22 protein-coding genes and 1 tRNA gene are annotated in these 25,806 nt (G+C 63.6%); 16 read left to right on the top strand and 7 right to left on the bottom strand.

The window, feature by feature from the left end; translation table 11 throughout:
* The first annotated feature begins 297 nt into the window (after nucleotides 1–297).
* The 4 genes from smc (at nucleotide 298) to DCO45_RS10130 (ending at nucleotide 8,197) form a co-directional block, all read left to right on the top strand.
* Nucleotides 298–3,825, top strand: a complete 3,528-nt coding sequence (gene smc / locus DCO45_RS10145) for a chromosome segregation protein SMC (RefSeq protein WP_116925721.1) — start codon at nucleotides 298–300, stop codon at nucleotides 3,823–3,825.
* Between the two features lie 23 nt (nucleotides 3,826–3,848).
* Nucleotides 3,849–4,982, top strand: a complete 1,134-nt coding sequence (locus DCO45_RS10140) for a cell division protein ZipA C-terminal FtsZ-binding domain-containing protein (RefSeq protein ID WP_116925720.1) — start codon at nucleotides 3,849–3,851, stop codon at nucleotides 4,980–4,982.
* A 153-nt stretch (nucleotides 4,983–5,135) separates the two neighbouring features.
* Complete coding sequence (gene ligA / locus DCO45_RS10135; RefSeq protein WP_116925719.1) at nucleotides 5,136–7,229, top strand: NAD-dependent DNA ligase LigA; 2,094 nt, start codon at nucleotides 5,136–5,138, stop codon at nucleotides 7,227–7,229.
* A gap of 161 nt (nucleotides 7,230–7,390) precedes the next feature.
* The gene (locus DCO45_RS10130) at nucleotides 7,391–8,197 is read left to right on the top strand and encodes a hypothetical protein (RefSeq protein ID WP_133248129.1); all 807 of its coding nucleotides are present in this window, start codon (nucleotides 7,391–7,393) and stop codon (nucleotides 8,195–8,197) included.
* Nucleotides 8,198–8,305: 108 nt separating this feature from the next.
* On the opposite strand, the gene DCO45_RS10125 is transcribed toward DCO45_RS10130, so the two are convergent.
* The 3 genes from DCO45_RS10125 to DCO45_RS10115 form a co-directional block, all read right to left on the bottom strand.
* Entirely contained in the window at nucleotides 8,306–8,854 is a 549-nt protein-coding gene (locus tag DCO45_RS10125) for a hypothetical protein (protein ID WP_116925717.1), read from the bottom strand.
* A 14-nt stretch (nucleotides 8,855–8,868) separates the two neighbouring features.
* Nucleotides 8,869–9,480: an NUDIX hydrolase gene (locus tag DCO45_RS10120; protein ID WP_116925716.1), complete on the bottom strand. Its 612-nt coding sequence runs from the start codon at nucleotides 9,478–9,480 to the stop codon at nucleotides 8,869–8,871.
* 86 nt (nucleotides 9,481–9,566) lie between these two features.
* Nucleotides 9,567–10,265 (bottom strand): fumarylacetoacetate hydrolase family protein, encoded by a 699-nt coding sequence (locus DCO45_RS10115; RefSeq protein ID WP_116925715.1) that lies wholly within the window; start codon nucleotides 10,263–10,265, stop codon nucleotides 9,567–9,569.
* Between the two features lie 191 nt (nucleotides 10,266–10,456).
* On the opposite strand from DCO45_RS10115, the gene maiA reads away from it, so the two are divergent.
* From maiA to DCO45_RS10080, 7 genes are all read left to right on the top strand, one after another.
* Nucleotides 10,457–11,128 carry a maleylacetoacetate isomerase gene (gene maiA, locus DCO45_RS10110; RefSeq protein ID WP_116925714.1) on the top strand — a complete coding sequence of 224 codons (672 nt, stop codon included), beginning with the start codon at nucleotides 10,457–10,459 and terminating at the stop codon, nucleotides 11,126–11,128.
* A complete protein-coding gene (locus DCO45_RS10105; RefSeq protein ID WP_116925713.1) occupies nucleotides 11,125–12,006 on the top strand; it encodes a polyphenol oxidase family protein in 882 nt (293 codons plus the stop codon). Before maiA ends, DCO45_RS10105 begins: the two co-directional genes overlap by 4 nt.
* Nucleotides 12,007–12,139: 133 nt before the next feature.
* Nucleotides 12,140–12,451, top strand: coding sequence for a helix-turn-helix transcriptional regulator (locus DCO45_RS10100; RefSeq protein WP_116925776.1), 312 nt, complete (start codon nucleotides 12,140–12,142; stop codon nucleotides 12,449–12,451).
* 29 nt (nucleotides 12,452–12,480) lie between these two features.
* Complete coding sequence (locus DCO45_RS10095; RefSeq protein ID WP_116925712.1) at nucleotides 12,481–13,794, top strand: HipA domain-containing protein; 1,314 nt, start codon at nucleotides 12,481–12,483, stop codon at nucleotides 13,792–13,794.
* A gap of 126 nt (nucleotides 13,795–13,920) precedes the next feature.
* Nucleotides 13,921–14,349 carry a PaaI family thioesterase gene (locus tag DCO45_RS10090; protein WP_116925711.1) on the top strand — a complete coding sequence of 143 codons (429 nt, stop codon included), beginning with the start codon at nucleotides 13,921–13,923 and terminating at the stop codon, nucleotides 14,347–14,349.
* A gap of 82 nt (nucleotides 14,350–14,431) precedes the next feature.
* Nucleotides 14,432–14,935: a GNAT family N-acetyltransferase gene (locus DCO45_RS10085; protein ID WP_116925710.1), complete on the top strand. Its 504-nt coding sequence runs from the start codon at nucleotides 14,432–14,434 to the stop codon at nucleotides 14,933–14,935.
* A gap of 48 nt (nucleotides 14,936–14,983) precedes the next feature.
* Nucleotides 14,984–16,390 (top strand): MFS transporter, encoded by a 1,407-nt coding sequence (locus DCO45_RS10080; RefSeq protein ID WP_116925709.1) that lies wholly within the window; start codon nucleotides 14,984–14,986, stop codon nucleotides 16,388–16,390.
* Here DCO45_RS10080 and DCO45_RS10075 read toward each other — a convergent pair.
* A complete protein-coding gene (locus tag DCO45_RS10075) occupies nucleotides 16,387–16,668 on the bottom strand; it encodes a hypothetical protein (RefSeq protein WP_232539346.1) in 282 nt (93 codons plus the stop codon). The genes DCO45_RS10080 and DCO45_RS10075 overlap by 4 nt on opposite strands.
* Before the next feature lie 62 nt (nucleotides 16,669–16,730).
* Between DCO45_RS10075 and phaC the strand changes: the two genes are divergently transcribed.
* From phaC to phbB, 3 genes are all read left to right on the top strand, one after another.
* Nucleotides 16,731–18,488 carry a class I poly(R)-hydroxyalkanoic acid synthase gene (gene phaC, locus DCO45_RS10070; protein WP_116925708.1) on the top strand — a complete coding sequence of 586 codons (1,758 nt, stop codon included), beginning with the start codon at nucleotides 16,731–16,733 and terminating at the stop codon, nucleotides 18,486–18,488.
* 138 nt (nucleotides 18,489–18,626) lie between these two features.
* The gene (locus DCO45_RS10065) at nucleotides 18,627–19,808 is read left to right on the top strand and encodes an acetyl-CoA C-acetyltransferase (RefSeq protein ID WP_116925707.1); all 1,182 of its coding nucleotides are present in this window, start codon (nucleotides 18,627–18,629) and stop codon (nucleotides 19,806–19,808) included.
* A gap of 371 nt (nucleotides 19,809–20,179) precedes the next feature.
* On the top strand, nucleotides 20,180–20,917 hold the full coding sequence (gene phbB, locus DCO45_RS10060; protein ID WP_116925775.1) for an acetoacetyl-CoA reductase: 738 nt from the start codon (nucleotides 20,180–20,182) through the stop codon (nucleotides 20,915–20,917).
* Between the two features lie 55 nt (nucleotides 20,918–20,972).
* On the opposite strand, the gene DCO45_RS10055 is transcribed toward phbB, so the two are convergent.
* From DCO45_RS10055 to DCO45_RS10045, 3 genes are all read right to left on the bottom strand, one after another.
* Nucleotides 20,973–21,046 (bottom strand) — tRNA-Gly (locus DCO45_RS10055).
* A gap of 76 nt (nucleotides 21,047–21,122) precedes the next feature.
* Nucleotides 21,123–21,689 carry a GAF domain-containing protein gene (locus DCO45_RS10050; RefSeq protein WP_232539345.1) on the bottom strand — a complete coding sequence of 189 codons (567 nt, stop codon included), beginning with the start codon at nucleotides 21,687–21,689 and terminating at the stop codon, nucleotides 21,123–21,125.
* 198 nt (nucleotides 21,690–21,887) lie between these two features.
* Entirely contained in the window at nucleotides 21,888–22,481 is a 594-nt protein-coding gene (locus DCO45_RS10045) for a YigZ family protein (protein ID WP_116925705.1), read from the bottom strand.
* Between the two features lie 216 nt (nucleotides 22,482–22,697).
* On the opposite strand from DCO45_RS10045, the gene DCO45_RS10040 reads away from it, so the two are divergent.
* Both DCO45_RS10040 and DCO45_RS10035 read left to right on the top strand, forming a co-directional pair.
* Nucleotides 22,698–22,880 carry a hypothetical protein gene (locus DCO45_RS10040; protein ID WP_021028080.1) on the top strand — a complete coding sequence of 61 codons (183 nt, stop codon included), beginning with the start codon at nucleotides 22,698–22,700 and terminating at the stop codon, nucleotides 22,878–22,880.
* 403 nt (nucleotides 22,881–23,283) lie between these two features.
* A complete protein-coding gene (locus tag DCO45_RS10035) occupies nucleotides 23,284–25,797 on the top strand; it encodes a YgiQ family radical SAM protein (protein WP_116925704.1) in 2,514 nt (837 codons plus the stop codon).
* Nucleotides 25,798–25,806: the final 9 nt, after the last annotated feature.

The raw sequence follows: 25,806 nt of genomic DNA, 5'->3' as shown, positions 1-25,806 counted from the left end.
TGGCCCTGTGTCTATATAGCAAGCCTGGCCCCTGCAGGGCGCAGCGCTGCGGCGGCGCAACATTATTTGACCCTGCCCAGGGCGCAAAACCGCAGCAGCAGGCGCTTTTGTCCCTGGTGGGCCAGGAGGGCCGGTTATTATGTCGGCCTGAGTTCTACCGCTTGCTTCATCAGAAGAGATCCCTGGGACCTCAGGCACCTGCCGGCCATGCCGGGCCAGCTCCACCTTGCGTGGCCGGGCCCGCTTGCGACAACGCCAGGCAGGTGATCACCGCCCATCCAAGAGAAAACGAGCACTGTGCGCCTCAATTCCATCAAGCTTGCTGGCTTCAAATCGTTTGCGGAGCCCACCAATTTCATGCTGCCAGGGCAACTGGTGGGCGTGGTCGGCCCCAATGGCTGCGGCAAGTCCAACATCATGGATGCGGTGCGCTGGGTGCTGGGCGAGTCCAAGGCGAGCGAGCTGCGCGGCGAGTCCATGCAGGATGTGATCTTCAATGGCACCACGCACCGCAAGCCGGCCAGCCGCTCCAGCGTGGAGCTGGTGTTTGACAACAGCGACCACCGCGCCGGCGGCCAGTGGAGCCAGTACACCGAAATTGCGGTCAAACGCGTGCTCACGCGCGACGGCAGCAGCAGCTACTTCATCAACAACATGCCGGTGCGCCGGCGCGATGTGCAGGACGTGTTTCTGGGCACGGGCCTGGGCCCGCGCGCCTACGCCATCATCGGCCAGGGCACCATCAGCCGCATCATCGAGTCGCGCCCCGAAGAGCTGCGCCTGTTTCTGGAAGAGGCCGCTGGCGTCTCCAAGTACAAGGAGCGCCGCCGCGAGACCGAGAACCGCCTCAACGACACACGCGAGAACCTGACCCGGGTCGAGGACATCCTGCGCGAGCTCAACGCCAACCTCGACAAGCTGGAGAAGCAGGCCGAGGTGGCGGCCAAGTACAACGCGCTCAATGCCAGCGCCACCTTGAAGCAGCACCAGCTGTGGTTCCTGAAACGCAGTGATGCCGAGCAGGAGCAGGAGAAGGTGCGCATCGATGGCCTCAAGGCCGTTAATGACCTGGAGTCGCGCCTGGCCGATCTGCGCCATGTCGAGGCGGACCTCGAGACCATTCGCCAGTCGCACTATGCCGCGGGCGACATCGTCAACCAGGCGCAGGGCAAGCTCTACGAGGCCACGGCCGAAGTGGGCCGGCTCGAAGCGGAGATCCGCTATGTGGTCGAAGGCCGCCAGCGCGTGGAAAACCGCCTGGTGCAACTGGCCGAGCAGATTGCGCAGTGGACCGTTCGCAAGGACGAATCCGAGGCCGAGCTGGAGAACCTGGCCGGCCAGGGCATGGATGCCGAAGAGCGCGCCGAGATGCTGGCCGCCCAGCTCGAAGAGCAAAACCTGCAGCTGCCCGATATGGAAGAGGCGCTGCGCCTGGCCCAGCAGCGCGCCAATGAGCAGCGCAGCTCCGTCACCCAGGTGCAGCAGCAGATCCAGGTGCTGGCCGCCGAGCAGCGCAGCCTGAACGAACAAAGCCGAGGCCTGGAAGTGCGCAGCGAGCGATTGCGCAGCGACCGCAATGCGATGGCCGCGCCCGACGAGACCCGCCTGGCCAACCTGCAGCAGCAAAACGAGGAAGCAGCCGAGGCCGCCGAGATTGCCGAAGGGCGCCTGCTGGAGCTGCAAGACAGCGTCCCCCAGCTCGATGAGGCGCGGCGCAGCAAGCAGCAACAGGTCAACCAGGAAGGCGCCAAGCAGGCCGATCTGTCGGCACGGCTCGAGGCCCTCAAGGCCTTGCAGGAAAAGGTCAAGACCGATGGCAAGCTGCAGCCCTGGCTGGCCAAGCATGGGCTCGATGGCCTCCAAGGCCTGTGGAGCCGCATCCAGGTCGAGCCCGGCTGGGAAAACGCCCTCGAAGCGGCATTGCGCGAGCGCCTGGCTGCGCTGGAAGTCAGCCGCCTTGATATGGTGCGCGGTTTTTTGGGCGCAGGTGCCCAGGATGCGCCCCCCGCCCGCCTGGCTTTCTACAGCGTGCCCCAAGCTCCGGCCGCAGCTCCTGCTGGCAAACTCGCGCAGCTGTCCGACTTGCTGCGCGTCCATGATGCCGGCCTGCGCGCCGTGCTGGTCGATTGGCTGAGCGGCTGCTACACCTGCCCGAGCCTGGACGAGGCGCTGGCCCAGCGCAGCCGCCTGCAGGCGGGTGAAACCATTTTTGTGCCAACTGGGCACTCGGTGAGCCTGCACAGCGTGAGCTTTTATGCGCAGGACTCCGAGCAGTCGGGCATGCTGGCCCGGGCCCAGGAAATTGAACACCTGGAAAAGGAGCTGCGCGCCCAAGCGCTGATTGGCGAAGAGGCGCGCAATGCGCTGGTGCGTGCCGAGAGCGCCTACGCTGATGCCTCGCAGCGCCTGGTGGCCGTGCGCGCCGAGGCTGCGCAAACCCGCAACCGCGCCCATGAGCTGCAGGTCGAGACCTTGCGCCTGACCCAGTTGGCCGAGCAGGCCCGGGCCCGCACCGCGCAGATCGACACCGACCTGGGCGAAGTGGTGCAGCAGCTCGAAGAGATCCAGGAGCGCCGGATTGCGGCCGAGGCCCGCTTTGAAGAGCTGGACATGCAGCTGGCCGACAGCCAGGAGCGCCATGCCCAGCTCGATGAGACCGTGTATGAGTCCGAGCGCAAGCTGGCCAGCGCCCGCGAGCAGTTGCGTGCACTGGAGCGCCAGTCGCAGGAAGCGGTGTTTGGCCAGCGCAGCATGGAAGCGCGCCGCGCCGAGCTCAACCGCACGATGGAGACGGCGTTGCAGCAGGCCAAGGCCCTGGGCGATGAACAGCTGCGCGCGCAGGAGGAGCAAAAGCGCCTCAACGACGCGGCCGCGCAAGGCGGCCTGCAAGATGCGCTGAACCTGAAGATGGAGCGCGAGAAGGACCTGGCCGCGCGCCGCAGCGAGTACGACGACCTGACCGCCCGGCTGCGCAGCAGCGATGAGCGCCGCCAGCAGTTTGAGCGCGAGCTGCAGCCGCTGCGCGACCGCATCACCGAGTTCAAGCTCAAGGAGCAGGCCGCGCAACTGGGCCTGGAGCAGTACACAACCTTGCTGCAGGAAGCCCAGGCCGATCTGGAGGTCATTGCCGCCTCGGTCAAGGACGGCCAGGTGCGCCTGACCGGTCTGCAAGGCGAGATCGACCGCCTGCACCGCGAGATTGAAGCGCTGGGCGCCGTCAATCTGGCCGCGCTCGATGAGCTCAACCACGCCCGCGAGCGCAAGACCTTCCTCGACTCGCAGATGGACGACCTGACCCAGGCCATGACAACCTTGGAAGACGCGATCAAGAAGATCGATGCCGAAACCCGGCAGCTGCTCTCGGGCACGTTTGACACCGTCAACAGCCATTTTGGCCGCATGTTCCCCGAGCTCTTTGGCGGCGGCCAGGCCAAGCTGATCATCACCGGCGACGAGATTCTGGACTCGGGCGTGCAGGTGATGGCCCAGCCGCCGGGCAAGAAGAACCAGACCATCCATCTGCTGTCGGGCGGCGAGAAAGCGCTGACCGCGATTGCGCTGGTGTTTGCGATCTTCCAGCTGAACCCGGCGCCGTTCTGTCTGCTCGATGAGGTGGACGCGCCGCTCGACGATGCCAATACCGAGCGCTATGCCAAGCTGGTGGCCTCGATGAGCCGCAGCACGCAGTTCCTCTTCATCAGCCACAACAAGATCGCGATGGAGATCGCCCAGCAGCTGATTGGTGTGACAATGCAGGAGCAGGGCGTCTCGCGCATTGTGGCCGTGGATATGGAATCTGCCTTGTCGATGGCCGATTCGGCGTGAAAGATTTTTAAAAACGAAGTCTTATGAGTAATTTTCAACTGGCGTTGGTGATCACCTTTGGTGTCATTCTGGTTTTGTACATCGCCTACAACACCTGGTCGGCACGCCGCAACGAGCCCAAAAAACCCCGGCCCGAGGAGCCAGGCCAGAGCAGCGACTCCGAGCTACGCTACGAGCCCGGCTTTGATGGCCGCGCGGCATCGTCAGCCACCGGTGACCCGGTGCTCGATGCCCAACTGGGCGGCCAGGGCCCCCGCCTGAGCGGCCACAGTGCCGATGCCTTTGGTGCAGGCGCGGTGGCACGCAGCGGCAACCCCGGCACCTACTTGGGTGACCGCCAGCAGATTCTCGACCCGCTCACCGATGCGATTGCCACCATCCACACCGACGGCATCGTCTCCGGCAATGCGGCCATCGCAGCCATGCCCAGCAGCTTTCGCGCCGGCAACAAGGCCTTCAACATCGAAGGCATGAACGAGACCAGCCAGACCTGGGAGCTGCCACGCGCCGGCGCCCGCTACACCGGATTTCAGGCCGGCGTGCAGCTGGCCAACCGCCATGGCCCGATGAACGAGATCGAGTTTTCCGAGTTCGTCACCAAGGTCCAGCAGTTTGCCGACAGCATCGGCGCGGCGCACGACACGCCTGACATGCTGCAGGAAGTGGCCCGTGCTCGCGAACTTGACGCCTTTGCCAGCGAGCATGATGCGCAGCTGGCCTTTATGCTGCGTGCCAAGCGCGCCTCCTGGAGCCCCGGCTATGTGGCCCAGGTTGCGGCCAAGCATGGTTTTGTGCCGGCTGGCCCTGGCCGCATGGTGATGCCTTCGGGCATCGAGCAAATGCCTGCCATATTGGCGCTGACCTATGACGCGCAGGCTGCACTGGCCGACGATCCGGAAGCCAGCGCCTTGCGCGATGTGCTGCTGAGCCTGGATGTGCCCCATGTGGCACGCAGCGAAAAGCCCTTCGACAAGATGCGCACTGCCGCCGAGGCGCTGTGCGCCGAGATGGACGGTGTCATCTGCGACCAAAATGGCACGCCCCTGCCGATCATGGTGGTGGACCCCATCGCCCAGGATCTGGAAAACTTGTACGACCAGCTCGAGCAGCGCGACCTGGCAGCGGGCTCGCTGGCTGCACGGCGTTTGTTCAGCTAAGCCGCACCCGTTTTGCCAAAGGCTGCCTGTGCAGCCTTTTTTGCGTTCTGGGCGCCGCTGTTTACGCAATGAATGCGCGGCTTTGGCCGTATAGTCGCAGGCATCAGACCACGCAGAGCCCCGCGCTTTGCCAGATTTTCGGAGTCAAGCCGCATGGCTGAGAATATTGATCTTTTCGCGTCGCCCGCTGGTGACGCCCCACAGGATGCTGCCGCCCAGGTGCAGGCCTTGCGTGCGCAGCTGGTGCAGTGGGCGCATGAGTACTATGTGCAGGACGCGCCCACAGTGCCCGATGGTGAGTACGACCGCGTCTACCAGCAGCTCGAAGCGCTGGAAAAAGCCCACCCCGAGCTGCTCAGTCCCGACTCGCCCACCCAACGCGTCATTGGTGCCATTCTGGAAGGCCTGACCCCCGTGCGCCATGCGGTGCCGATGCTCAGCATCCGCACCGAGACCGACAACGAAGCCAGCGGCGCGCAGGCCTTTGATGCGCGCATCCGCAAGGAGCTGGGCCTCGATCCCAGTGACCCGCCGGTTGAGTATGTCGCCGAGCCCAAATTCGATGGCCTGGCGATGAACCTGCGTTACGAGGGCGGGCGCCTGGTGCAGGCCACGACGCGCGGCGATGGCGAAGTGGGCGAGGACGTCACCCACAATATCCGCACCATCCGCCAGATACCGCTGCAGCTGCGCCAGGATGCCGCCGTGCCACCGGTGCTGGAGGTGCGCGGCGAAGTCTATATGCGCCGCGATGATTTTGACGCGCTCAACCGCAAGCAAGAAGCTGCGGGCGGCAAGACCTTTGTCAACCCCCGCAATGCGGCCGCTGGCGCGGTGCGCCAGCTTGACTCCAACATCACCGCCCGGCGCCCGCTGTCGTTTTTTGCCTATGGCCTGGGTGAGGTGACGCCGGTGGCCCAAGGCGGCATGCAGTGGGACAGCCACTACGCAATGCTGATGCAGCTGCGCGCCTGGGGCTTTCCGGTGGCGCCGCAGGTCTGCGTGGCCCAGGGTGCCCATGCGCTGGTGGCCTTTCACCAGCGCATGGGCGCTGAGCGCGCCAACCTGGGTTACGAGATCGATGGCGTGGTCTACAAGGTCAACAGCCGCGCGCTGCAGCTGGAGCTGGGCTTTGTCAGCCGCGAGCCGCGCTGGGCCGTGGCCCACAAGTACCCGGCCCAGGAGATGGTGACGCGGCTTGAAGGCATCGAGGTGCAGGTGGGCCGCACCGGCAAGCTGACGCCGGTAGCGCGTCTGGCACCGGTGTTTGTCGGTGGCGTCACTGTCACCAATGCCACCCTGTCCAATGTGTTCGACATCCGCAAAAAGGGGGTACGGGTGGGGGACGATGTCATCGTGCGCCGCGCGGGCGACGTGATCCCCGAGGTGGCGGGCCGGGTGCCTGGCCTGCGCTCGCAGTATGTGCCCAACTTCTCGATGCCTAGCCAATGCCCGGTCTGCGGCAGCGATGTGGTGCGTGAAAAAGGCGAGGCCAACCACCGCTGCACCGGCGGCCTGTTCTGCGTGGCCCAGCGCAAGGAGGCCATCCTGCACTATGCGCACCGCCGCGCGATGGACATCGAAGGTCTGGGTGACAAGCTGGTCGACCAGCTGGTCGACAGCGGCGTGATCCGCAGCCTGCCCGACCTCTACAAACTGGGCATTGCGACCTTGTCGGGCCTCGAGCGCATGGCAGAGAAATCCGCACAGAATGTGCTCGCGGCGCTGGAGTCCTCGAAGAAAACCACGCTGGCTCGCTTTGTGTTTGGCCTGGGCATTCGCCATGTGGGCGAATCCACCGCCAAGGACCTGGCCAAGCACTTTGGAGTGCTCGACGCAATCATGGATGCCTCGGTCGACGAGCTGCTGCAGGTGAACGACGTGGGGCCGGTGGTGGCCCATAGCCTGCACACCTTTTTTGCGCAGCCGCACAACCGCGAGGTGGTCGAGCAACTGCGTGCAGCCGGCGTGCACTGGGACGAAGCGGTGCCTGCCGAAAAGCCCGCGCAGATTCTGGCCGGCATGACCGTGGTGCTGACCGGCACCTTGCCCACCATGGGCCGCGATGAAGCCAAGGACCTGCTGGAAGCGGCAGGCGCCAAGGTCTCCGGCTCGGTGAGCAAGAAGACCCATTACCTGGTGGCCGGCGCGGACGCCGGCAGCAAACTGACCAAGGCCCAGGAGCTGGGCGTGACGGTGCTGGACGAGGCGGCGATGCTGCGGCTGCTGCAAAACGGCGCGCCTTGATCTGACCCAAAAGGCTGGTCCTTCAGCACTGCATGGCAGCGGATGGGGCCATAGGGATAAGGGGGCTTTCTCTGACATCGCCACGCACCAGATGTCAATACGATGAAAAACGCCAGTGGCCGCTATCCGGCGGCCCTGCTTTTTTATGCAGAGGAGATGCCGTGAGCTATACCCTGAGACAAGTTCAGACCTTGCTGACCAAGCCTGAATTGGAATTGTTCCAAGCCAGCCGTGCCAATGCGATCAAGGATCTGACCGAGCGTCAGCTCAGCAGCAAGATCACCCGCAGCCGTACCTTGCGCGCCAAGTACCGCGATCTCTACCAACGCCAGTCGGTGAAAACCCAAAAGGGCCCGGCCGCCGCCCGCAGGCCCACTGGCAATGAGAACAGCCGCACCGAACTCAAAGCCGATGTGATGCAGGACGTGCTCGGCCGCTTTGAAGAGCGGCTGGCCAAGCTCCAGGCTACTGCTGCCAAGAGTACGGCAGGCGCAGCGACCCAACGTGCAGCTGCCCCTGCGAAGGCGGTAAAAAAGACTGCAACCAAAACTGCTACAAAAACAGCAAGCGAGACCGCGACCAAGTCCGCAGCCAAGAGCGCGGTGAAAAAGCCTGCGACCAAGACGGCGTCCGCAACGCCTGCTGCCGCGCCGCGCAAAGCAGCCAAGACCGCCGTGAAAGCGACCGCCCCTAAGAAGGCCGCTGCGGTCAAAAAACCAGCAGCCAAGTCCACCAAGGCCCCTGCGAAGAAAGCGGCAGCGGCACCGGCCAAAGCACGCAAAACCACCGCTGCCAATGCCGAGGTCGGCGGTAACGCAGCCGCTGCTGCGCGCGGCGCGGTGCCTACCCGCCAGCCGGCCGCGGCCAGCCGGGGCAACCCCATCAACGCCCAGCCGGTGAACAAGAAAATCAAGGCCAGCGGCCAGTCCAAAACCCGGGCGGCACAGGCCAAGCGCGACAGCCGCTAAATAAGCAGCCCATCAAAAATGCCGTAGCCACTTGGCAGTGGGTACGGCATTGTCGTGTCAGCGCGCGTTGCAGAATCACGCGCAAAGCAGGTGTGGTTCCCCTGCGACTCAGGGCTTGGGCTTTTTGGCCGAGGAGCTGGGTGCTGGGGATGGTTGCTGCGCCTTGGTATAGGCCTTGGCCATCATCTCGCGCAGCAGGCCCGAGCTCGACTGCTGCATCATGCGGTTGATGTCGGCCTGCTTGCTTTGCATCAGCTGCGCATGCGGCGATTGCGGGCCCTGGTCGAGCAAGGACTGCAGCTGGGCCTCGTTGAAATTCTGTGCGTAGGCGGCAGCCAGCTGCGTGTCCCAGCGCTTTTGGTAGTCGGCTGCGACCGAGCGTGTCGCTGCAATCATCGCCTGGCCCGCTTGCTGCTGGCCCATCTTGTCGATCAAGTCTTGGTACTCGGACGATTTGGCCGCAATCTGCAAACCCACCTGGGGCAGGCTGTGGCCAAGCTTGTATTTCTCGACCAGGGCCAGCGCCATGTCCTGCAGCTTGGCGGCATGGGCGAGGCCTGGCAGCCAGGCGCTGCTGGCCGCCACGGCGGGCAGTACCAAGCTGCCCAGCAGGCGGCGACGGATGGAGGAGGTGGTCGGGGTGAAGGTAGAAGTCATGGCTTGCACACTGGTCAGGAAGCGGCCGAGGTGGTGGACGCTTCGGTAGCCTTGGGGGGAACCAAGGGGCCGGCGGGTGTCTCCAGATCGATCACATGGATGCCGAATGCGCCGCGCTTGCGGTCTTCAAAATAGCGCTGCAACGTGACCTTGACGGTGCGAAAGGCGATCTGGTCCCAAGGAATCTCGGCCTCGCTGAAGAGCCGCGCTTCGATGGTCTCCCAGCCGGGCTTGAATTCGGTGCTTTGCAGCTGGGCCAGGTAGAACAGGTGTACCTGGCCGACATGCGGCACATTGACCAGCGAAAACAGCGGGCCCATCGCGATGTCGGCGCCCGCTTCCTCATCGGTCTCGCGCTCGGCGCCCTGGCCGGTGGTCTCATCGAGCTCCATGAAGCCGGCCGGCAAGGTCCAGTAACCTTTGCGTGGCTCGATATTGCGCAGGCACAGCAGCACCTTGTCGCCCATATAGGGGACGGTGCCCACCACGTTCAGCGGGTTCTCGTAGTGCACGGTATGGCAGGCCGGGCAGATCGCGCGGATCTTGGTGTCGCCGTCATCGGGCAGTCGGTGCTCAACCTGGGTGCCGCAGCGGCGGCAAAAATCAACGGGGGCGCGTGAGGTCATGCGGTCTATTGTGCGTCAAGGTCGCGCTGCTCGCGGCCAGGGACGAAAAAAAGCGCCACCGCAGCGGGTGGCGCGTTGTCCTGGCCTTACACCAGCTCGATTTTCAATGGGGGCAGGCCCGTCACGCCGCCTTCGAGCACATCGCCCTTGACGACTGCGGCCACGCCTTCGGGCGTGCCGGTGAAGATCAGGTCACCGGCTTGCAGCTCCCAGGCTTGCGAGATCACTTCAATGGTCTCGGCAATGTTCCAGATCAGCTTTTGCACATTGCTGTGCTGGCGTTCGGCACCGTTGACCTTGAGCCAGATCTCGGCGTTGTTGACATCACCGGCCTGGGCGGCGGGCACCAGGGCTGCGATGGGTGCGCTGCCTTCAAAGGCCTTGCCGATCTCCCAGGGGCGGCCTTGCTTTTTCATGTCGTTTTGCAGGTCGCGGCGCGTCATGTCCAGCCCCACGCCATAGCCCCAGATGTGCGCGGCGGCGTCCGCTGCAGCAATGTTCTTGCCGCCCTTGCCAATGGCCACCACCAGCTCGATCTCGTGGTGCAGGTTGCTGGTGAGCGTTGGGTAGGCGATCTGGCCGCTGCTACCTGTGGCCACGGGCACCACCGCATCAGCGGGCTTCATGAAGAAGAAGGGCGCCTCGCGGCCGGTAAAGCCCATTTCCTTGGCGTGATCTTCGTAGTTGCGGCCCACGCAGTAGACGCGGCGCACGGGGAACAGCTGGTCGCTGCCTTGAACAGGTACGCCGGTTGGCGAGGCTGGAGGGATGACGTATTGGCTCATGCTGGACTTTGGTTGGAGGCGGGAGGAAACCGCCCGGTTGAAGCGGTGCCAAAAATTATGCGGCAAAACAAACCGCTTTGCAGGATCGCGGTCTGCGCCCATGCTGGCCCTGGCATGCCAGGCAACGCCAGCTGTCATGCGGGGGACTGGATGACCGGCTGCTGCAGCGCCCTGCGTTATGCTCGGTTGCCATGAAGCTGCACAACTATTTCCGCTCGTCCGCGTCCTACCGGGTGCGCATTGCGATGCAGGCCAAGGGCCTGGCCTATGACTATCTGCCGGTGCACCTGGTCAAGGCCGAGCACCGCGAACCCGCCTTTGCCAGCCATGTGGGCGACGCGCTGGTGCCCGCGCTGGAGACCGATGACGGCCTGTGGCTGAACCAGTCGCTGGCCGTGATCGAGTGGCTGGACGAGGCCTACCCGCAGACGCCTTCGATGCTGCCGGGCAATGCGCTGGCCCGTGCCCGCATCCGCGCGCTGGCCCTGCAGGTTGCCTGCGAGATCCACCCGATCAACAACCTGCGGGTGCTGGCCTACCTGACCGGCGAGCTGGGCCACAGCGATGCTGAAAAAACCCAGTGGTACCAGCACTGGTGCCGTACCGGGCTGGAGGCCTTTGAGCGCCAATTGGTGCTGCTGGCGGCCGAGCGCCAGGCGCAAGGCTTGGCGCCATCGCGTTTTTGCTGGGGCGATAGCCTGACGATGGCCGACTGCGCGCTGGTGCCGCAAATCTTCAATGCCCAGCGCTTCAAGGTCAGCCTTGACGGTCTGCCGCTGACCATGGCCGCCTATGAGGCCGCCATGGCGACGGATGCGGTGCAAAAGGCCCAGCCTGCCGCCTGCCCGGATGCCCAGCCATGAGTGGCGCTGCGTCCAACCACTTTCCCGCCGACTGGCTGCTGCCCGAGTGGCCCACGCCACCGGGTGTGTTTGCGCTCTGCACCACGCGCGCTGGCGGCGCCAGCGAAGGCCTGTTTGGCACCACCAACCTGAGCTTTAACGTGGGCGATGTTCCCGGCCATGTGCAAAGCAACCGTCAGCTGCTCGCCCAGGCCATGCAGGCGCTGGAGCAGCAGGCCGGCTACGGTGCCGACCAGGCCCGCCCCCGTCAGCCGGTATTTGTGCGCCAGGTGCATGGCAGGCATGTGCAGGTGCTGGGTGAAGGCGGCGGCGAGGAGCAGCCGGCCGATGCCAGCGTCAGTGATGTGCCGGGGCTGGGCTGCACCGTCATGGCAGCCGACTGTCTGCCGGTCTTGTTCTGTCACCAGCAGCTGCCGGTGGTAGGCGCCGCCCACGCCGGTTGGCGGGGTTTGCTGGGACAGGACGGGTTAGGGGTGCTGGAGAACTGCTTTGTGGCCTATGCCGATCGGGTGCGCCGACAGGCGGGCCAGGCTGGCCTGAGCGATAACCAGATTGCCGCGCAGACCATGGCCTGGCTGGGTCCATGCATCAGCCAGCCCGCGTTTGAAGTGGGTGCCGAGGTGCAGGCCGCCTTTGTCGGGCCGGATCCGGATTGCGCGCCGCTGTTCGAACCCGGCGCGCCGGGCAAGTATTTTGCCAACCTGAGCGGGCTGGCCCGCTACCGCTTGCAGCGCTTGGGCCTTGCGCAGTTGTTTGGCAATGACGGCAGCCAGGACTGGTGCACCGTGGCCAACAAAGAGCGGTTTTTCTCGCACCGGCGAGATGGCTCACCCGGTGGGGGCACCGGGCGCTTTGCCGCTTGCATCTGGGTGGCCTAGGGGCTTCGTCATCGCTCAAGCTTTGCTCTTAAAGTACTCATTTATCTCACAATGAGTACTTTGTGAATCTTTCGTAATATCAAGTGTGCCATTTAATCTACTCATTTAATCAATAAAGAGTAGAATGTGCAGCATGACTACCCCCTTGATGGCCACCTTGGTGGCAGCCCGCAAAGCCCAGCAACTGACCCAGGCCCAATTGGCCGAGCAGGCGGGGCTCTCGCGCATGGCGGTGCAGCGCACTGAAACCGGCGATGTTGACCCGCGCTACTCGACCGTGGCCGAAATGGCCCGGGTGCTGGGCATGCAGCTTGTGGCATTGCCGGCAGATCTTTTGCCCGCGCTGCAAGCCTTTATCCAGTCGGGCGGCAAGTTTTTAGGCCAGCCAACCGGTGCGGAGGCGCCACCTTCGGTCGTGGACAGCCTGGCCGGTCGCCAGCCCTGAAGGATGGCTTTGGGCAAGCCATGCACTGAATGAGTACCTCCATCCGCTACCTGCGTCTTTATATGCACTTGCCTGGCAGCATGGGCGGAGGGCGGCGCGCCATCGGCTACCTGTCGCAGTACGGCGATATCCTGCGCGTCTCATTCGAGGACAGCTATATCGCGGATCCGGAGCGGCCTGTGCTCTCGCTCAGCTACCAGGGCGCGGCGGAGGCCGACACCCAGCGCATCTTGCATGCCGCGCGCGATGCCCGGCTGGTGCGCACCGATGGGCGCTGGCCGGTCTATTTCCAGAATCTGCTGCCCGAAGGCCACAACCGCCAGCGCCTGGCCGCTGAGCGGGGCTGCTCCCCCGATGACGAGTTTGAGCTGCTGGCCGCTGCCGGACACGATCTGATGGGCGGGCTGGAGGTGGAGCCGGTGCCCCGCGACGAAGCCATTCCCGACGTGGTGCGCCATTGGCATACCTCGCAAGGCCTCGATGTGCTCGAGCCCGGTTTTGTCGAGTTTCCGGTGGCCGATGCCGCGTCGCTGCCGGGCATCGTCACCAAGTTCAGCGCGGTGCAGGATGGCCGGCGCTACACCGTGCGCCGCCGGGGCGCGGCGGGCAGCGTGATCCTGAAGCTGCCCAGCACCCAGCACCCGGACTTGGTGGCCAACGAGTTCAGCTGCTACCAGCTGTGCCAGTCCTTGGGGCTGACAACGGCCGATGCACAGATCATCAGCCGCGCCCAGGCCGATCTGCCCGAGCAGCTGCCGTTTGACGAGATATTGGCCGTGCAACGCTTTGACCACCTGCCCGATGGCACACGCGTGCACATGGAAGAGTTCAACCAGGCGCTGGGCTATGCGCCGCGCCACAAGTACGGCAAGGGCCTGCAGCAGGACTGGCCGACGATGCTGCGCGTGCTCGACCGCTTGAGCCCGCAGCCTGTGGCCGATACCCGGGAGTTTCTGGCACGTACCGTGGCCGCGATCCTGATGGGCAATACCGATGCGCACCTGAAGAACTGGGCGCTGGTCTACCCCGATGGGCGCCAGCCGCGCCTGGCCCCCGTCTACGACTGTGTCTGCGTCGCGGCCTTCATCGACGGTTCGGCCCCGCAGCAGTATGCCGTCAACAAGGCCATTGACAGTAGTATGCGGGCGCTCAGCTGGGACGATGTGGCGGCCCTTCTGAAGGCCGCCGGTCTGCTGCGCGTGCCGCGCCATATCAGCCTGCTCAAGGACATGGTGCGGCAGGCGCAGAGCGCCTGGCCCGCCTTGCTGGCCCAAGCGCCTGCCGGCATGGCGACCGTGGTGCAGCAGCGTTTGCGCGGGGGCGTGGCCATCGCCACGCTGTAAGAATCGGTTCAGATGGCGCTCGCCAGCGTATTGCCCGACTGGCTGTCGCTTGTATGTCAGGGTTTGCCCCAGGGCAGCGCCCAAAGGCGGTATGCTCCACGCTTGCCTGTTGCTGGAGCCTGTGCTGTGCTGCCCTTTGAAGTTGAAATCCCCTTTGTCAGCCACCTGGGCTTTCGCTTGCACCGCTGGGAAAACGGCGAGGCGGAGCTGCATTACCGGGCCCGGCCCGAACACCTCAATAGCTACGAAGTCACCCATGGCGGTGCATCGATGACCTTGCTTGATGTGACGATGGCCCATGCGGCGCGCAGTGCCATCCCCGGCAGTGGCGCGGTGACGATTGAGATGAAAACCAGCTTCATGGCGCCGGCCAAAGGCGCCTTGGTGGCCAAGGGCAAGCTGCTCTCGCGCAGCAGCCGCATGGCGTTTTGCGAGGCCTGGCTCTATGACGAGCAGGGTGCCTTGTGCAGCCATGCAACGGGCACGTTCAAGTACGTGATGCCCGAGGTCGTGCAGTCTTTGCAGGCCGCCAAAAAGCAGATCAAGACCGACTGATTTCCACGCTCGCGCAATGGTGCGCGAGCGCGCAGCTGGGCCTGTGGCCACTGTCCCCAGGCCCTCGATAGATGGACAGAACATGCCAAAGCCTTCTTCAACAGTGGACCAGCTGAGCTGGTCCTTCCAGCCCTTCTCGGCACTCAATCTGCAGCAACTCTATGACCTGCTGCATGTGCGCTGCCAGGTCTTTATTGCCGAGCAGGTCGCCTTCCAGGACCTGGACTACAAAGACCAGGACGCCTGGCACCTGCTGGGGCGTGATGCGCAAGGCGTGCTCCAAGCCTATGTGCGGGTGCTGCCGCCGGGACTGGCCTATGCAGAGCCGTCGATTGGCCGCGTGGCCGTCATGCAGGCGATGCGCGGCACGGGGGCTGGCTGGGAGCTGATGCGCCACGCGATGGCCGAAACCGACCGCCTGTGGCCAGGCACCGCCATTCGCATTGGCGCGCAGGCCTATTTGCAAAAATTCTACGAAGGCTGCGGATTCGACGTTGTCTCCGAGCCCTATCTGGAAGATGGCATTCCCCACCTGACCATGCTCTACCCGGGCAAGCCCCAGGTGGTGGAAAGCGTCGCCATATGAAAACTGCCCATCCACAGATGCCGGTGATCTGCCGTGGCTGAGGCACGCATGCAACCGGCCTCGCTGAGCGAGGGTCTGCCCATGCCCGAGCGGCGCCTGGCGATGCTGGTCATTGTGCTGGGCCTGATCGTGGCCGTGCTCGATGGCAGCATCATGAACCTGGCGCTGCCCACGGTGGCCAAGGAACTGCAGGCATCGCCTGCCGAGGCGATCTGGGTCATCAATGCCTACCAGCTGGGCACCTTGGGCCTGCTGCTGCCCTTGGCCGCGCTGGGCGAGCGCATTGGCTACCGCAAGGTCTACCTGGTGGGTCTCGTGTGTTTTACGCTGGCATCGGCCGTGGCCATGCTGGCCCAGTCGCTGTGGCTGCTGATTGCAGCGCGCGGCCTGCAGGGCATGGGCGCGGCCGGGGTGATGGCCGTCAATGCCGCACTGGTGCGCCTGACCTACCCGGCGGCCAAGCTGGGCAAGGGCATGGCGCTTAACTCGCTGGTGGTGGCCATCTCGTCGGTGGCCGGCCCTGGTGTGGCGGCATTGATTTTGTCGGTGGCCAGCTGGCCCTGGCTGTTTGCCATCAATGTGCCGCTGGGCATTCTGACCTTGTGGCTGGGCCGCAAGGCCTTGCCGCGCAACCCGCAGCAGCTGCTGGATGCACCGCATGCCAAGCTGACCCCCATCGATGTGGCGCTGAACTTTGCGATGTTCTCGCTGGTGTTTCTGGGTGCCGAGCGCATCGGCGCGCGCCATGGCATGGAGTCGGGCGGCGCGTCCGCCTCAGGCTGGCTGATGCTGGGCCTGGGCCTGCTGCTGGGCGCCTGGTATGTGCTGCGCCAACGCAAACTGAGCCTGCCTTTGCTGCCGCTGGACTTGCTGCGTATTCCCGTTTTTGCGCTGTCCATGGGGGCGTCGATTGGGGCCTTTGCAGCGCAGATGCTGTCCTTTATTGCGCTGCCTTTCTTGCTGCTCGATGCGCTGCAGCGCAGCCATTTTGCCGCCGGCATGCTAATGACGGCCTGGTCGGTGGCCATCGTGATAGTGGCCCCGCTGGCTGGCCGGCTGATTGGCCGGGTGGAAGATGGCCTGCTGGGCGGCATCGGCATGGCGATTTTGGCGCTGGGCCTCTTGAGCCTGGCGCTGCTGCCGGTGGACCCGAGCGATCTCAACATCGGCTGGCGCATGGCCTTGTGCGGCCTGGGATTTGGGCTGTTCCAGTCGCCCAACAACCACACCATCGTGACCTCGGCGCCGCTGGCCCGCGCAGGCGCTGCCAGCGGCATGCTGGGCACGGCGCGGCTGACTGGGCAATCGCTGGGCGCTGTGCTGGTGGCCATCATCTTCACCTTGTGGCCAGTGGCCAGCGGCCATGGCACGACGGTGGCGCTGTATCTGGCAGCCGGCTTTGCCGCGATGTCGGGTGTGTTCAGCAGCCTGCGACTGCGGCATTCAGCGCATTAATGGCTATCGGGCGGCGGTGGGGCAGGGGCCTGTTGCGCCTCGGCTTCGGCCCGGTGGCGCATCCGGCGCCGCGCTGGCGTGCCGGCAATGAACAGCAGCAGACCCAGCGGCAGCGCGCCGTAGAGCATCAGGGTGAAAAAGGCGCCCAGCAGGCTGCCCTGGGGGCTGGCGGCCTCGACCACCGCCATCAACACCACGACATAAAGCCAGGCTATCGCTATCAGGTACATGCCCTGGAATTTACCCGAACTTGCAGCACGCCAGCACACGGCTGCCATTTTTTGCGCCTAAGATGCACACAAGCCCATGCCCGGCATGGAGCCTGTTCAGGGAGACGACGATGACGCAGCAACCGTATTGGGGACTGGGCAGCGACCAGTTCCAGCAACTCAGCCAGATGACCCAGCAATGGATGGAGCGCATGCAGTCCATGCAGACCATGGCATCTCCCTTCAATGCCGTTGGTGCCCCCCAAGGCTTCACCGCCGGTCTGGGGGCCCTGCCAGCGGGCGCGCCCCCCGTCAGCTTTGACATGGAAAAGCTGCAGGCCATTCAGGCGCAGTACGCGCAAGCGGCCTTGGCGCTGTGGACCGAAGGTGCCAAGGGCGAGGTGTCCCTGCCCAAGGACCGGCGCTTTGCCGGCGACGCTTGGCAGCACAACCCTGTGTCGACCTTCACCGCCGCCAGCTACGCGCTGCATGCCAAAACCATGATGGACATGGCGGACGCCGTGCAAGGCGACGAGAAAACCCGCGCCCGTGTCCGCTTCGGCGTGGAGCAGTGGCTGGCGGCCACGGCGCCCAGCAATTTCCTGGCCTTCAATGCCGAGGCGCAGAAAAAGGCGCTTGACACCCAGGGCCAGAGCATTGCGCAGGGCTTGCAGAACATGCTGGCTGACATCCGCCAGGGCCATGTCTCGATGACCGATGAGTCGCTGTTTGAAGTAGGGCGCAATGTGGCCACCAGCGAAGGGGCCGTGGTCTTCCAGAACGAGCTGTTCCAGCTCATCGAATACAAGCCGCTGACCACCCAGGTCTATGAGCGCCCCATGCTGTTTGTGCCCCCGTGCATCAACAAGTACTACATCCTGGACTTGCAGCCCGACAACTCGCTGATCCGCTACAGCGTGGCCCAGGGCCACCGCACCTTCGTCGTCAGTTGGCGCAACCCGGATGCCAGCCTGGGGGACAAAGGCTGGGATGACTATATCGGCGGCGCGGTGCTCGAGGCGATCGAGGTGGTCAAGGCCATCTCCGGCAAACCCCAGATCAATGCCTTGGGCTTTTGCGTGGGCGGCACGATGCTGGTCAATGCGCTGGCGGTGCTGGCCGCGCGCGGCGATGACTCGGTGGCCAGCGCGACCTTGCTCACCACCCTGGTGGACTTCCAGGACACCGGCATTCTCGATGTCTTCATTGACGAGAACTTCGTCAAGTTCCGCGAGCTGACCATGGGCCAGAAAGGCCTGATGCCTGGCCAGGAACTGGCCTCCACGTTCAGCTTTCTGCGCCCGGTCGATCTGGTGTGGAACTATGTGGTGGGCAACTACCTCAAGGGCGAGACGCCGCCGCCTTTTGATCTGCTGTACTGGAACAGCGATTGCACCAACCTCCCCGGGCCTTATTACGCCTGGTACCTGCGCAACTTCTACCTGGAAAACAAGCTGGTGCAGCCCGGCGCGCTCAGCGTCTGCGGGGAAAAGCTCGATGTCGGCAAGATCGATATGCCCCTGTACATCTATGGCTCGCGCGAAGACCATATTGTGCCCATTGGCGCGGCCTACGCGTCCACCCAGGTGCTGGGAGGCGACAAGCGCTTTGTCATGGGAGCTTCGGGCCATATTGCCGGCGTCATCAACCCACCCGCCAAAAATAAGCGCAGCCACTGGCTGCGCGAGGATGGCCAATTGCCTGCCGACATCGACGCCTGGATCGACGGCGCCGACGAACTGCCGGGCAGTTGGTGGACAGACTGGAGCCAGTGGCTGGCCCAGCATGCCGGCAAAAAGGTGGCAGCGCCCAAAAGCTATGGCCGTGCGCGCACCGACTACTGGGAGCTCGAGCCTGCGCCTGGCAGCTATGTGCAAGCCAAAGCATGATTGGTAAGCCCCTAGAACAGGTTCTAGCAGTCTGGTTGCAATTTCTGCATCGCAATTCAAATGCTGCGGTGCAATAATTAGCATCGCATGGCCGTCAGAGACAACGGCATCCGTGCCCATTTTTTAAAAGGAAGAATCATGGAAGACATCGTCATCATCTCCGCCGTGCGCACGGCAGTTGGTAAGTTTGGCGGCTCGCTGGCCAAAGTGCCCGCGACGGACCTGGGTGCCACCGTCATCGAGGAGGCGCTGGCCCGTGCCAACGTGGGCGCCGACCAGGTCGATGAGGTCATCATGGGGCAGGTGCTGGCCGCGGGTGTGGGCCAAAACCCCGCACGTCAGGCGATGATCAAGGCCGGTGTGGACAAGAAGACGCCGGCGCTGACCATCAACGCCGTCTGCGGCTCGGGCCTCAAGGCAGTCATGCTGGCAGCGCAGGCTGTTGGCCAGGGCGATGCCGAGATCGTGGTGGCCGGCGGCCAGGAAAACATGAGCCTCTCGCCCCATGTGCTCAATGGCTCGCGGGACGGCCAGCGCATGGGCGACTGGAAGATGACCGACACGATGATCGTCGACGGCCTCTGGGATGTGTACAACCAGTACCACATGGGTATCACGGCAGAGAACGTCGCCAAGGAATTTCAGATTGATCGCGACAAGCAGGACGCCTTTGCGCTGGCCAGCCAGCAAAAGGCAGCCGCTGCGCAGGATGCCGGCAAGTTTGACGAAGAAATCGTCACCGTGCAGATCCCGCAGCGCAAGGGTGACCCGGTCGCCTTCAAGGCCGATGAATACATCAACCGCAAGACCAATGGCGAAGCACTGGCCAGCTTGAAGCCCGCTTTTGACAAGGCTGGCTCGGTGACTGCCGGCAATGCCTCGGGCCTCAATGACGGTGCCGCCGCCCTGGTGATTGCCAGCGCCAAAAAGGCCAAGGAGCTGGGTGCTGAGCCGCTGGCACGCATTGTCGGCTTCGCCACCGTGGGCCTGGACCCCAAGATCATGGGCATGGGCCCCATGCATGCCGTGCGCAAGGTGCTGGCCAAGACCGGTTGGAAGGCCGAGGAGGTCGATTTGTTCGAGCTCAATGAAGCCTTTGCGGCCCAGGCCTGCGCCGTGAACCAGGAGCTGGGTCTGGACACCAGCAAGGTCAATGTCAACGGTGGCGCGATTGCGATTGGCCACCCCATTGGTGCATCCGGTGCGCGCATCCTCGTGACACTGCTGCACGAGATGAAACGCCGTGGCTCCAAGCGCGGTATTGCCGGCCTGTGTATCGGCGGCGGCATGGGCGTGGCACTGGCGGTGGAACGCGCCTGAGCGTTCACCGCCCCGCGTGCGCACAAACCGCCTCCCGAGGCGGTTTTTTGATGCGTTCCCGTAGCCGCTCAAAAGCGTTGCATGGCGCAGGCAGACGCATTCCTTTGCTGGAATCGATCGCCGTTAGTCTGTCATAAAAATACCTGACTATGGCTGTCTGCTTCGTGATAGGGTTTGCGCTGATGCGGCGCGAAAACGATCAAAACCGCGCGTTAATCTGGCGCGTTTCTGTTGCAATACCCGGTCAAAATCGCCGAAATTGAGAGGTACTGCAAGAATTTGTACCCTTGGCGTAAACGAGCGTTTGCACACCTCGTTTCTTGGTTACAGTGGTAGTGCACAAGCATTTCAAGCAAAACCAAGGAGATGTGATGAGTCAAAAAGTGGCCTACGTAACCGGCGGTATGGGAGGCATTGGGACGGCCATTTGCCAGCGTTTGCACAAAGATGGATTCAAGGTGATTGCGGGCTGCGGGCCCACGCGCGATTTCCAAAAATGGTTGGGCGAGCAAAAGGCGCTTGGCTATGAGTTCCACGCTTCGGTCGGCAATGTCGGCAACTGGGAATCCACCGTGGAAGCCTTCGCCAAGACCAAGGCGGAGCACGGCAGCATCGATGTGTTGGTGAACAATGCCGGTATCACCCGGGACCGCATGTTCATCAAGATGACACCCGATGACTGGCAAGCGGTGATCGAAACGAACCTCAACTCCATGTTCAATGTGACCAAGCAGGTCGTCGCCGATATGGTGGAAAAAGGCTGGGGCCGCATCGTCAATATCAGCTCCGTCAACGGCGCAAAGGGCCAGGCGGGTCAGACCAACTACTCTGCCGCCAAAGCAGGCATGCATGGCTTCTCGATGGCCCTGGCCCAGGAGATGGCCGGCAAGGGCGTGACCGTGAACACCGTGAGCCCCGGCTATATCGGCACCGACATGGTCAAGGCCATCCGTCCCGATGTGCTGGAGAAAATCGTTGGCACCATCCCGATGAGGCGCCTGGGTGAGCCCACCGAGATCGCGGCGATCATCGCCTGGCTGGCATCGGAAGATGGCGGCTATGCGACTGGCGCGGAGTTCTCGGTCAATGGTGGTTTGCACACGCATTGATCATCCGGCCGCAGCCCATGAAAAACGCGCCTAGCAAGGCGCGTTTTGTTTTATCTGGAGCGGGTGATGGGAATCGAACCCACGTTATTTGCTTGGGAAGCAAGAGTCCTACCATTGAACGACACCCGCGAACCGGCCGATTGTAGCGCTAGAAGCCCCCGTTCTTGTCTCGGTGCTGCTCCATTGCTACAGCAGCTTTTGCAACTCAGTTTCCCTTCTTGCCAGGGAACGCCCAAGCCTGCTTTTTCTCATCGATTGGCTGCAGCTTCCATTTCTCGAGCTCGGCGTCGCGCGCGGTCTCGCGGCGCACATCGATGCGGCGTGCCGTGTGCTTGGCAACGACGGCGAGTTTTTGCAGATCGGTATCGCGCAGACTCGGGTCGGGCTCGGTGCTGAAGCAGCACAGGGTGCCGTAGATCTCACCATTGGCCAGCACAATGGGGGTGCTCAGGTGGGCGCCAACGCGGAAAGGGGTGGCAGGGAGTTTGGCCGACTCGATGTGCTCTGCCGCGTCATGCACCAGCGGCGGCAGGCGGCCGTCGAGCACGCATTGGCAAAAGGATTGCTCCAGCGAGGAGCCGCCTCCGGTTTCAATCAAGGCCTTGCCGGCGCTGTGGTCCACATGCTTGAAGGTGCGCTGGCCATTGCGGATCTCCGAGACAAAGATCACATCCATTTTTAGATGCTCGCGCAGGCCGTGCAACACCTCTTTGACGTTCTGGTCAATCAGGTCGTCGGAGCCTTCGGCGGTGGCCACCAACAGCTCGCTCATCGATACTTCCAGTGCGTCAGGTGCGTAATCCCATAAATGAATCGCCATAGTTACTCTCGCTATTTCCATGCGCTACCCGCTAGCGCATACCCGTGCGCGTTTGATGATAACGGCACTGAAAAGCACGCGCATGTCTCGCCGCAGGACTGAATTACTCTTTTACATGGACGCGAGCGCACACGCGGCAGCCGGCCAGATTCAAGCCGGATCATCAAGCCAGAGGATGCGGCCCTGGCCAAGTTCATTCATCCGGGCGACAAAGTCAGGGGCGTGCGACGCGACCAACTCGATCTCGGCGAGCACATCATCGCCGTGGCTCACGTGCAGCAACTGTGCGTTGGCGCTGGCAACCTCGCGCCGCATGCCCCCTTCGAGCGCGTAGGGCAGGCGGCATTGCAGGCGGGTCATCGCCTGGCGCTCGATTTTTTCTGCTTTCAGCATCGCCTGGGCAATGGCGTCGGTGTAGGCCCGCACCAGACCGCCGGCGCCCAGCTTGACGCCGCCAAAATAGCGCACCACCGTTGCCAGGGCGCCTTCGATCTGCTGGTGGCGCAGCACATCGAGCATCGGGCGCCCCGCTGTGCCGCTGGGCTCGCCATCATCGACGGCGGCAGACTGCCCGCCCGCCATCAGCGCCCAGCACACATGGTTGGCGCCGGGGTGTTGCTCGCGCAGGCTTTGAACAATGACCAAGGCCTGTGCACGATCCTGCACAGGCTGAACACAGCCGATGAAACGGCTTTTCTTGATGATCAGTTCGCTGTGAACGGGCTGGGCCAGGGTGTAGGGCATGCGTTGCGGGGAGAAGACGTTTGCTTACACTGTCATGCGTCAACGTCGCCTAGATGTCATGCGTTAGACACATATCATTGTTTCAATGACGGGAGCGCTCCAGTGATGGAGTGGCTTGCCGCAGCGGAGACCTCAGGCGCAGCCAGGCGCGAGTCTACCCCGATTTTTCCAAGAACCATTCCATACCACCGACTGACACATTACCCGGGAGCGACCATGCAACACCAACTGCAAACCAATTTGGATTCCTTGAACAACCATGGGTTCGGACGTGCAGGTTTGGAGACGCCCGCCTATGTGACTGAAGTACTGGCAGCCCTGCCAACGACTCCCAGTGCCAATGACGATGGCAGCTATGTGGACCTGGCCCAACGCGTGCGCGAAGGCGGTGAGTGGTAAGGCGCTGAGCAAGAGCGCCAGGATTGGGTACCGGTTAAGAAACATCACTCGTATCGCGTGACCGCCATAGGCAGCTTGGGCTGCCTTTTTTATTTGCGGTGCAGCGCTTAGCCATGCGACAATGGCAAGCTATTTGATGCAGCGCAAAAAATGCGGTTTTAATACCCCATGCTGGTGGCCATAGCCCCCGCCAGCCAGGGGCCGGTGATTATCCCAGCCTGGCGCCGCGCTGCAATGCCTTGACCGCCCTGGTCTGAACTGGGGCCTTGCCCCCGCAGATGCTTCCAAATACATAGCATCAATACCCGTACAAGTGCGCGCTACGGGCTATTTTTTTAGAATATCGGACCCCGCCACCCTGGCGCCGAGCCCCGCGTGCATTACTCCACGACTGTTGTTGCCCATGTCTGCCCCGATTGATGTTTCTTTTTTTGAACGTGCTGCCAAGCCGCTGACCAGCTACAAGCCGTACTGGGCCAAGCGCTTTGGTGCTGCGCCATTTCTGCCGATGAGCCGAGCCGAGATGGACCAGCTGGGCTGGGACAGCTGCGACATCATCCTGGTCACCGGTGACGCCTATGTGGACCATCCCAGCTTTGGCATGGCCGTGATTGGCCGCGTGCTGGAGGCCCAGGGCTTTCGCGTGGGCATCATTGCGCAGCCGGACTGGCAAAGTGCCGAGGCCTTCAAGGCGCTGGGCAAGCCCAACCTGTTCTGGGGCGTGACGGCGGGCAATATGGATTCGATGATCAACCGCTACACGGCTGACCGCAAGATCCGCTCGGACGACGCCTATACGCCGGGCGATGTGGGCGGCAAGCGCCCGGACCGCGCGGCCATCGTCTACAGCCAGCGCTGCCGTGAAGCCTACAAGGATGTGCCCATTGTGCTGGGCGGCATCGAAGGCTCGCTGCGCCGCATTGCCCACTACGACTACTGGAGCGACAAGGTACGTCGCTCGATTGTGGTGGACAGCAAGTGCGACATCCTGCTCTACGGCAATGCCGAGCGTGCGCTGGTCGAAGTGGCCCACCGCATTGCCGCGCGCGAGCCGGTGGAGAACATCACCGATGTGCGCGGCACCTCGTTTTTCCGCCGTGCATCGGAGGAGGGCTGGTTCGAGGTGGACTCCACGACGGTCGATGAGCCCGGTGAGGTCGAGCCCCACATCAACCCTTACATGACGACCAGCGAGCAGGCAGAAGCCCAGGGCCAAAGCTGCGCCAAGGAAGATGCAGAAAAGCAGGGCGCCAATGCGTCCGCTGCGGCTCCCGCCGCCGCCTGTGGCTCGGCTGCTGCCAGCGCAAGCGCGCCCACGCTGTCGAATGTGCAGCCGCTGCAGTTTGTGCCCAATCTGTCGCTGCGCCACAAATCCAAGATGCCGGCGCGCGACCGCACCGTGCTGCGCCTGCCCAGCTTTGAAGAGGTCAAGAGCGACCCAATTTTGTACGCCCATGCCAACCGCGTGCTGCACCTGGAAACCAACCCCGGCAATGCCCGTGCGCTGGTACAGGCCCATGGCGAAGGAGCCACGGCCCGCGATGTGTGGATGAACCCGCCGCCCATTCCGCTCACCACCGCCGAAATGGACTGGGTGTTCGGTCTGCCGTATGCCCGCAGCCCGCACCCGGCCTATGCCGACGAGAACGGCAGCCACGAAGGCGCGACCAAGATCCCCGCCTGGGAGATGATCCGCACCTCGGTCAACATCATGCGCGGCTGCTTTGGCGGCTGCACCTTCTGCTCGATCACCGAGCACGAAGGCCGCATCATCCAGAGCCGCTCGGAAGACTCCATCATCCAGGAGCTCGAAGACATCCGCGACAAGGTCAAGGGTTTCACCGGCACCATCTCGGATCTGGGCGGTCCCACGGCCAACATGTACCGCCTGGGCTGCAAGAGCCCGCAGATCGAGGCGGCCTGCCGCAAGCCCAGCTGCGTGTTCCCTGGCATCTGCCCGAACCTGCACACCGACCACGGTCCACTGATCAAGATCTACCGCCGCGCGCGCAAGCTCCCTGGCATCAAGAAGATCCTGATCGGCTCGGGCCTGCGCTATGACCTGGCGGTCAAGTCGCCCGAGTACATCAAGGAGCTGGTGCAGCACCATGTGGGCGGCTACCTGAAGATCGCCCCCGAGCACACCGAGGCAGGACCGCTGGGCAAGATGATGAAGCCCGGCATTGGCAGCTATGACCGCTTCAAGCAGCTGTTTGAAAAGTTCAGCGAAGAGGCGGGCAAGAAGCAGTTTCTGATTCCCTACTTCATTGCGGCCCACCCGGGCACTAGCGATGAGGACATGATGAACCTGGCGATCTGGCTCAAGAAGAATGGCTTCCGCGCCGACCAGGTGCAGACCTTCTACCCCAGCCCGATGGCTACCGCCACCGCGATGTACCATAGCGGCCGCAATACGCTCACCAAGGTGCGCCGCCAGATGCGGGACGAGGCCGAAGAGCGCGTCGATATCGTGCGCGGTGAAAAGCGCCGCCGTCTGCACAAGGCGTTCTTGCGCTACCACGATCCCAACAACTGGCCGCTGCTGCGCGAAGCACTCAAGACCATGGGGCGCTCGGACCTGATCGGCAATGGCAAGCAGCACCTGATCCCGACCTTCCAGCCGCTCGTCGATGGCAGCTACCAGAGCGCGCGCAAAAAGAACAGCACTGCCTCCAAGGGTGGCACCGGCCTGGGCTACACCACCAACAAAGACGGCAAGGCCGTAGCGATGGCGCCGCGCCGCCCGCAAGAGCAGCAGGAGCCCAAGGGCGATGTGCGCTTTCGCACTGCGCAGCCCAAGCCCGGCCAACTGTTGACCCAGCACAGCGGCTTGCCGCCAAGGGCTGGCGTGCGCGCCGGCGCAGGCAAGCCTGGGCAGGCCAAGAAGTCAGGCCCCGCGCGCAAGGGCAGCCGCTAAGACTGCGAC

Source organism: Comamonas sp. JNW (assembly GCF_003105075.1).
GTDB classification, from domain to species: Bacteria; Pseudomonadota; Gammaproteobacteria; order Burkholderiales; family Burkholderiaceae_C; genus Comamonas; species Comamonas squillarum.
The sequence above is the reverse complement of the archived record's forward strand: the minus strand, read 5'-3'. Positions and strand labels throughout refer to the sequence as shown.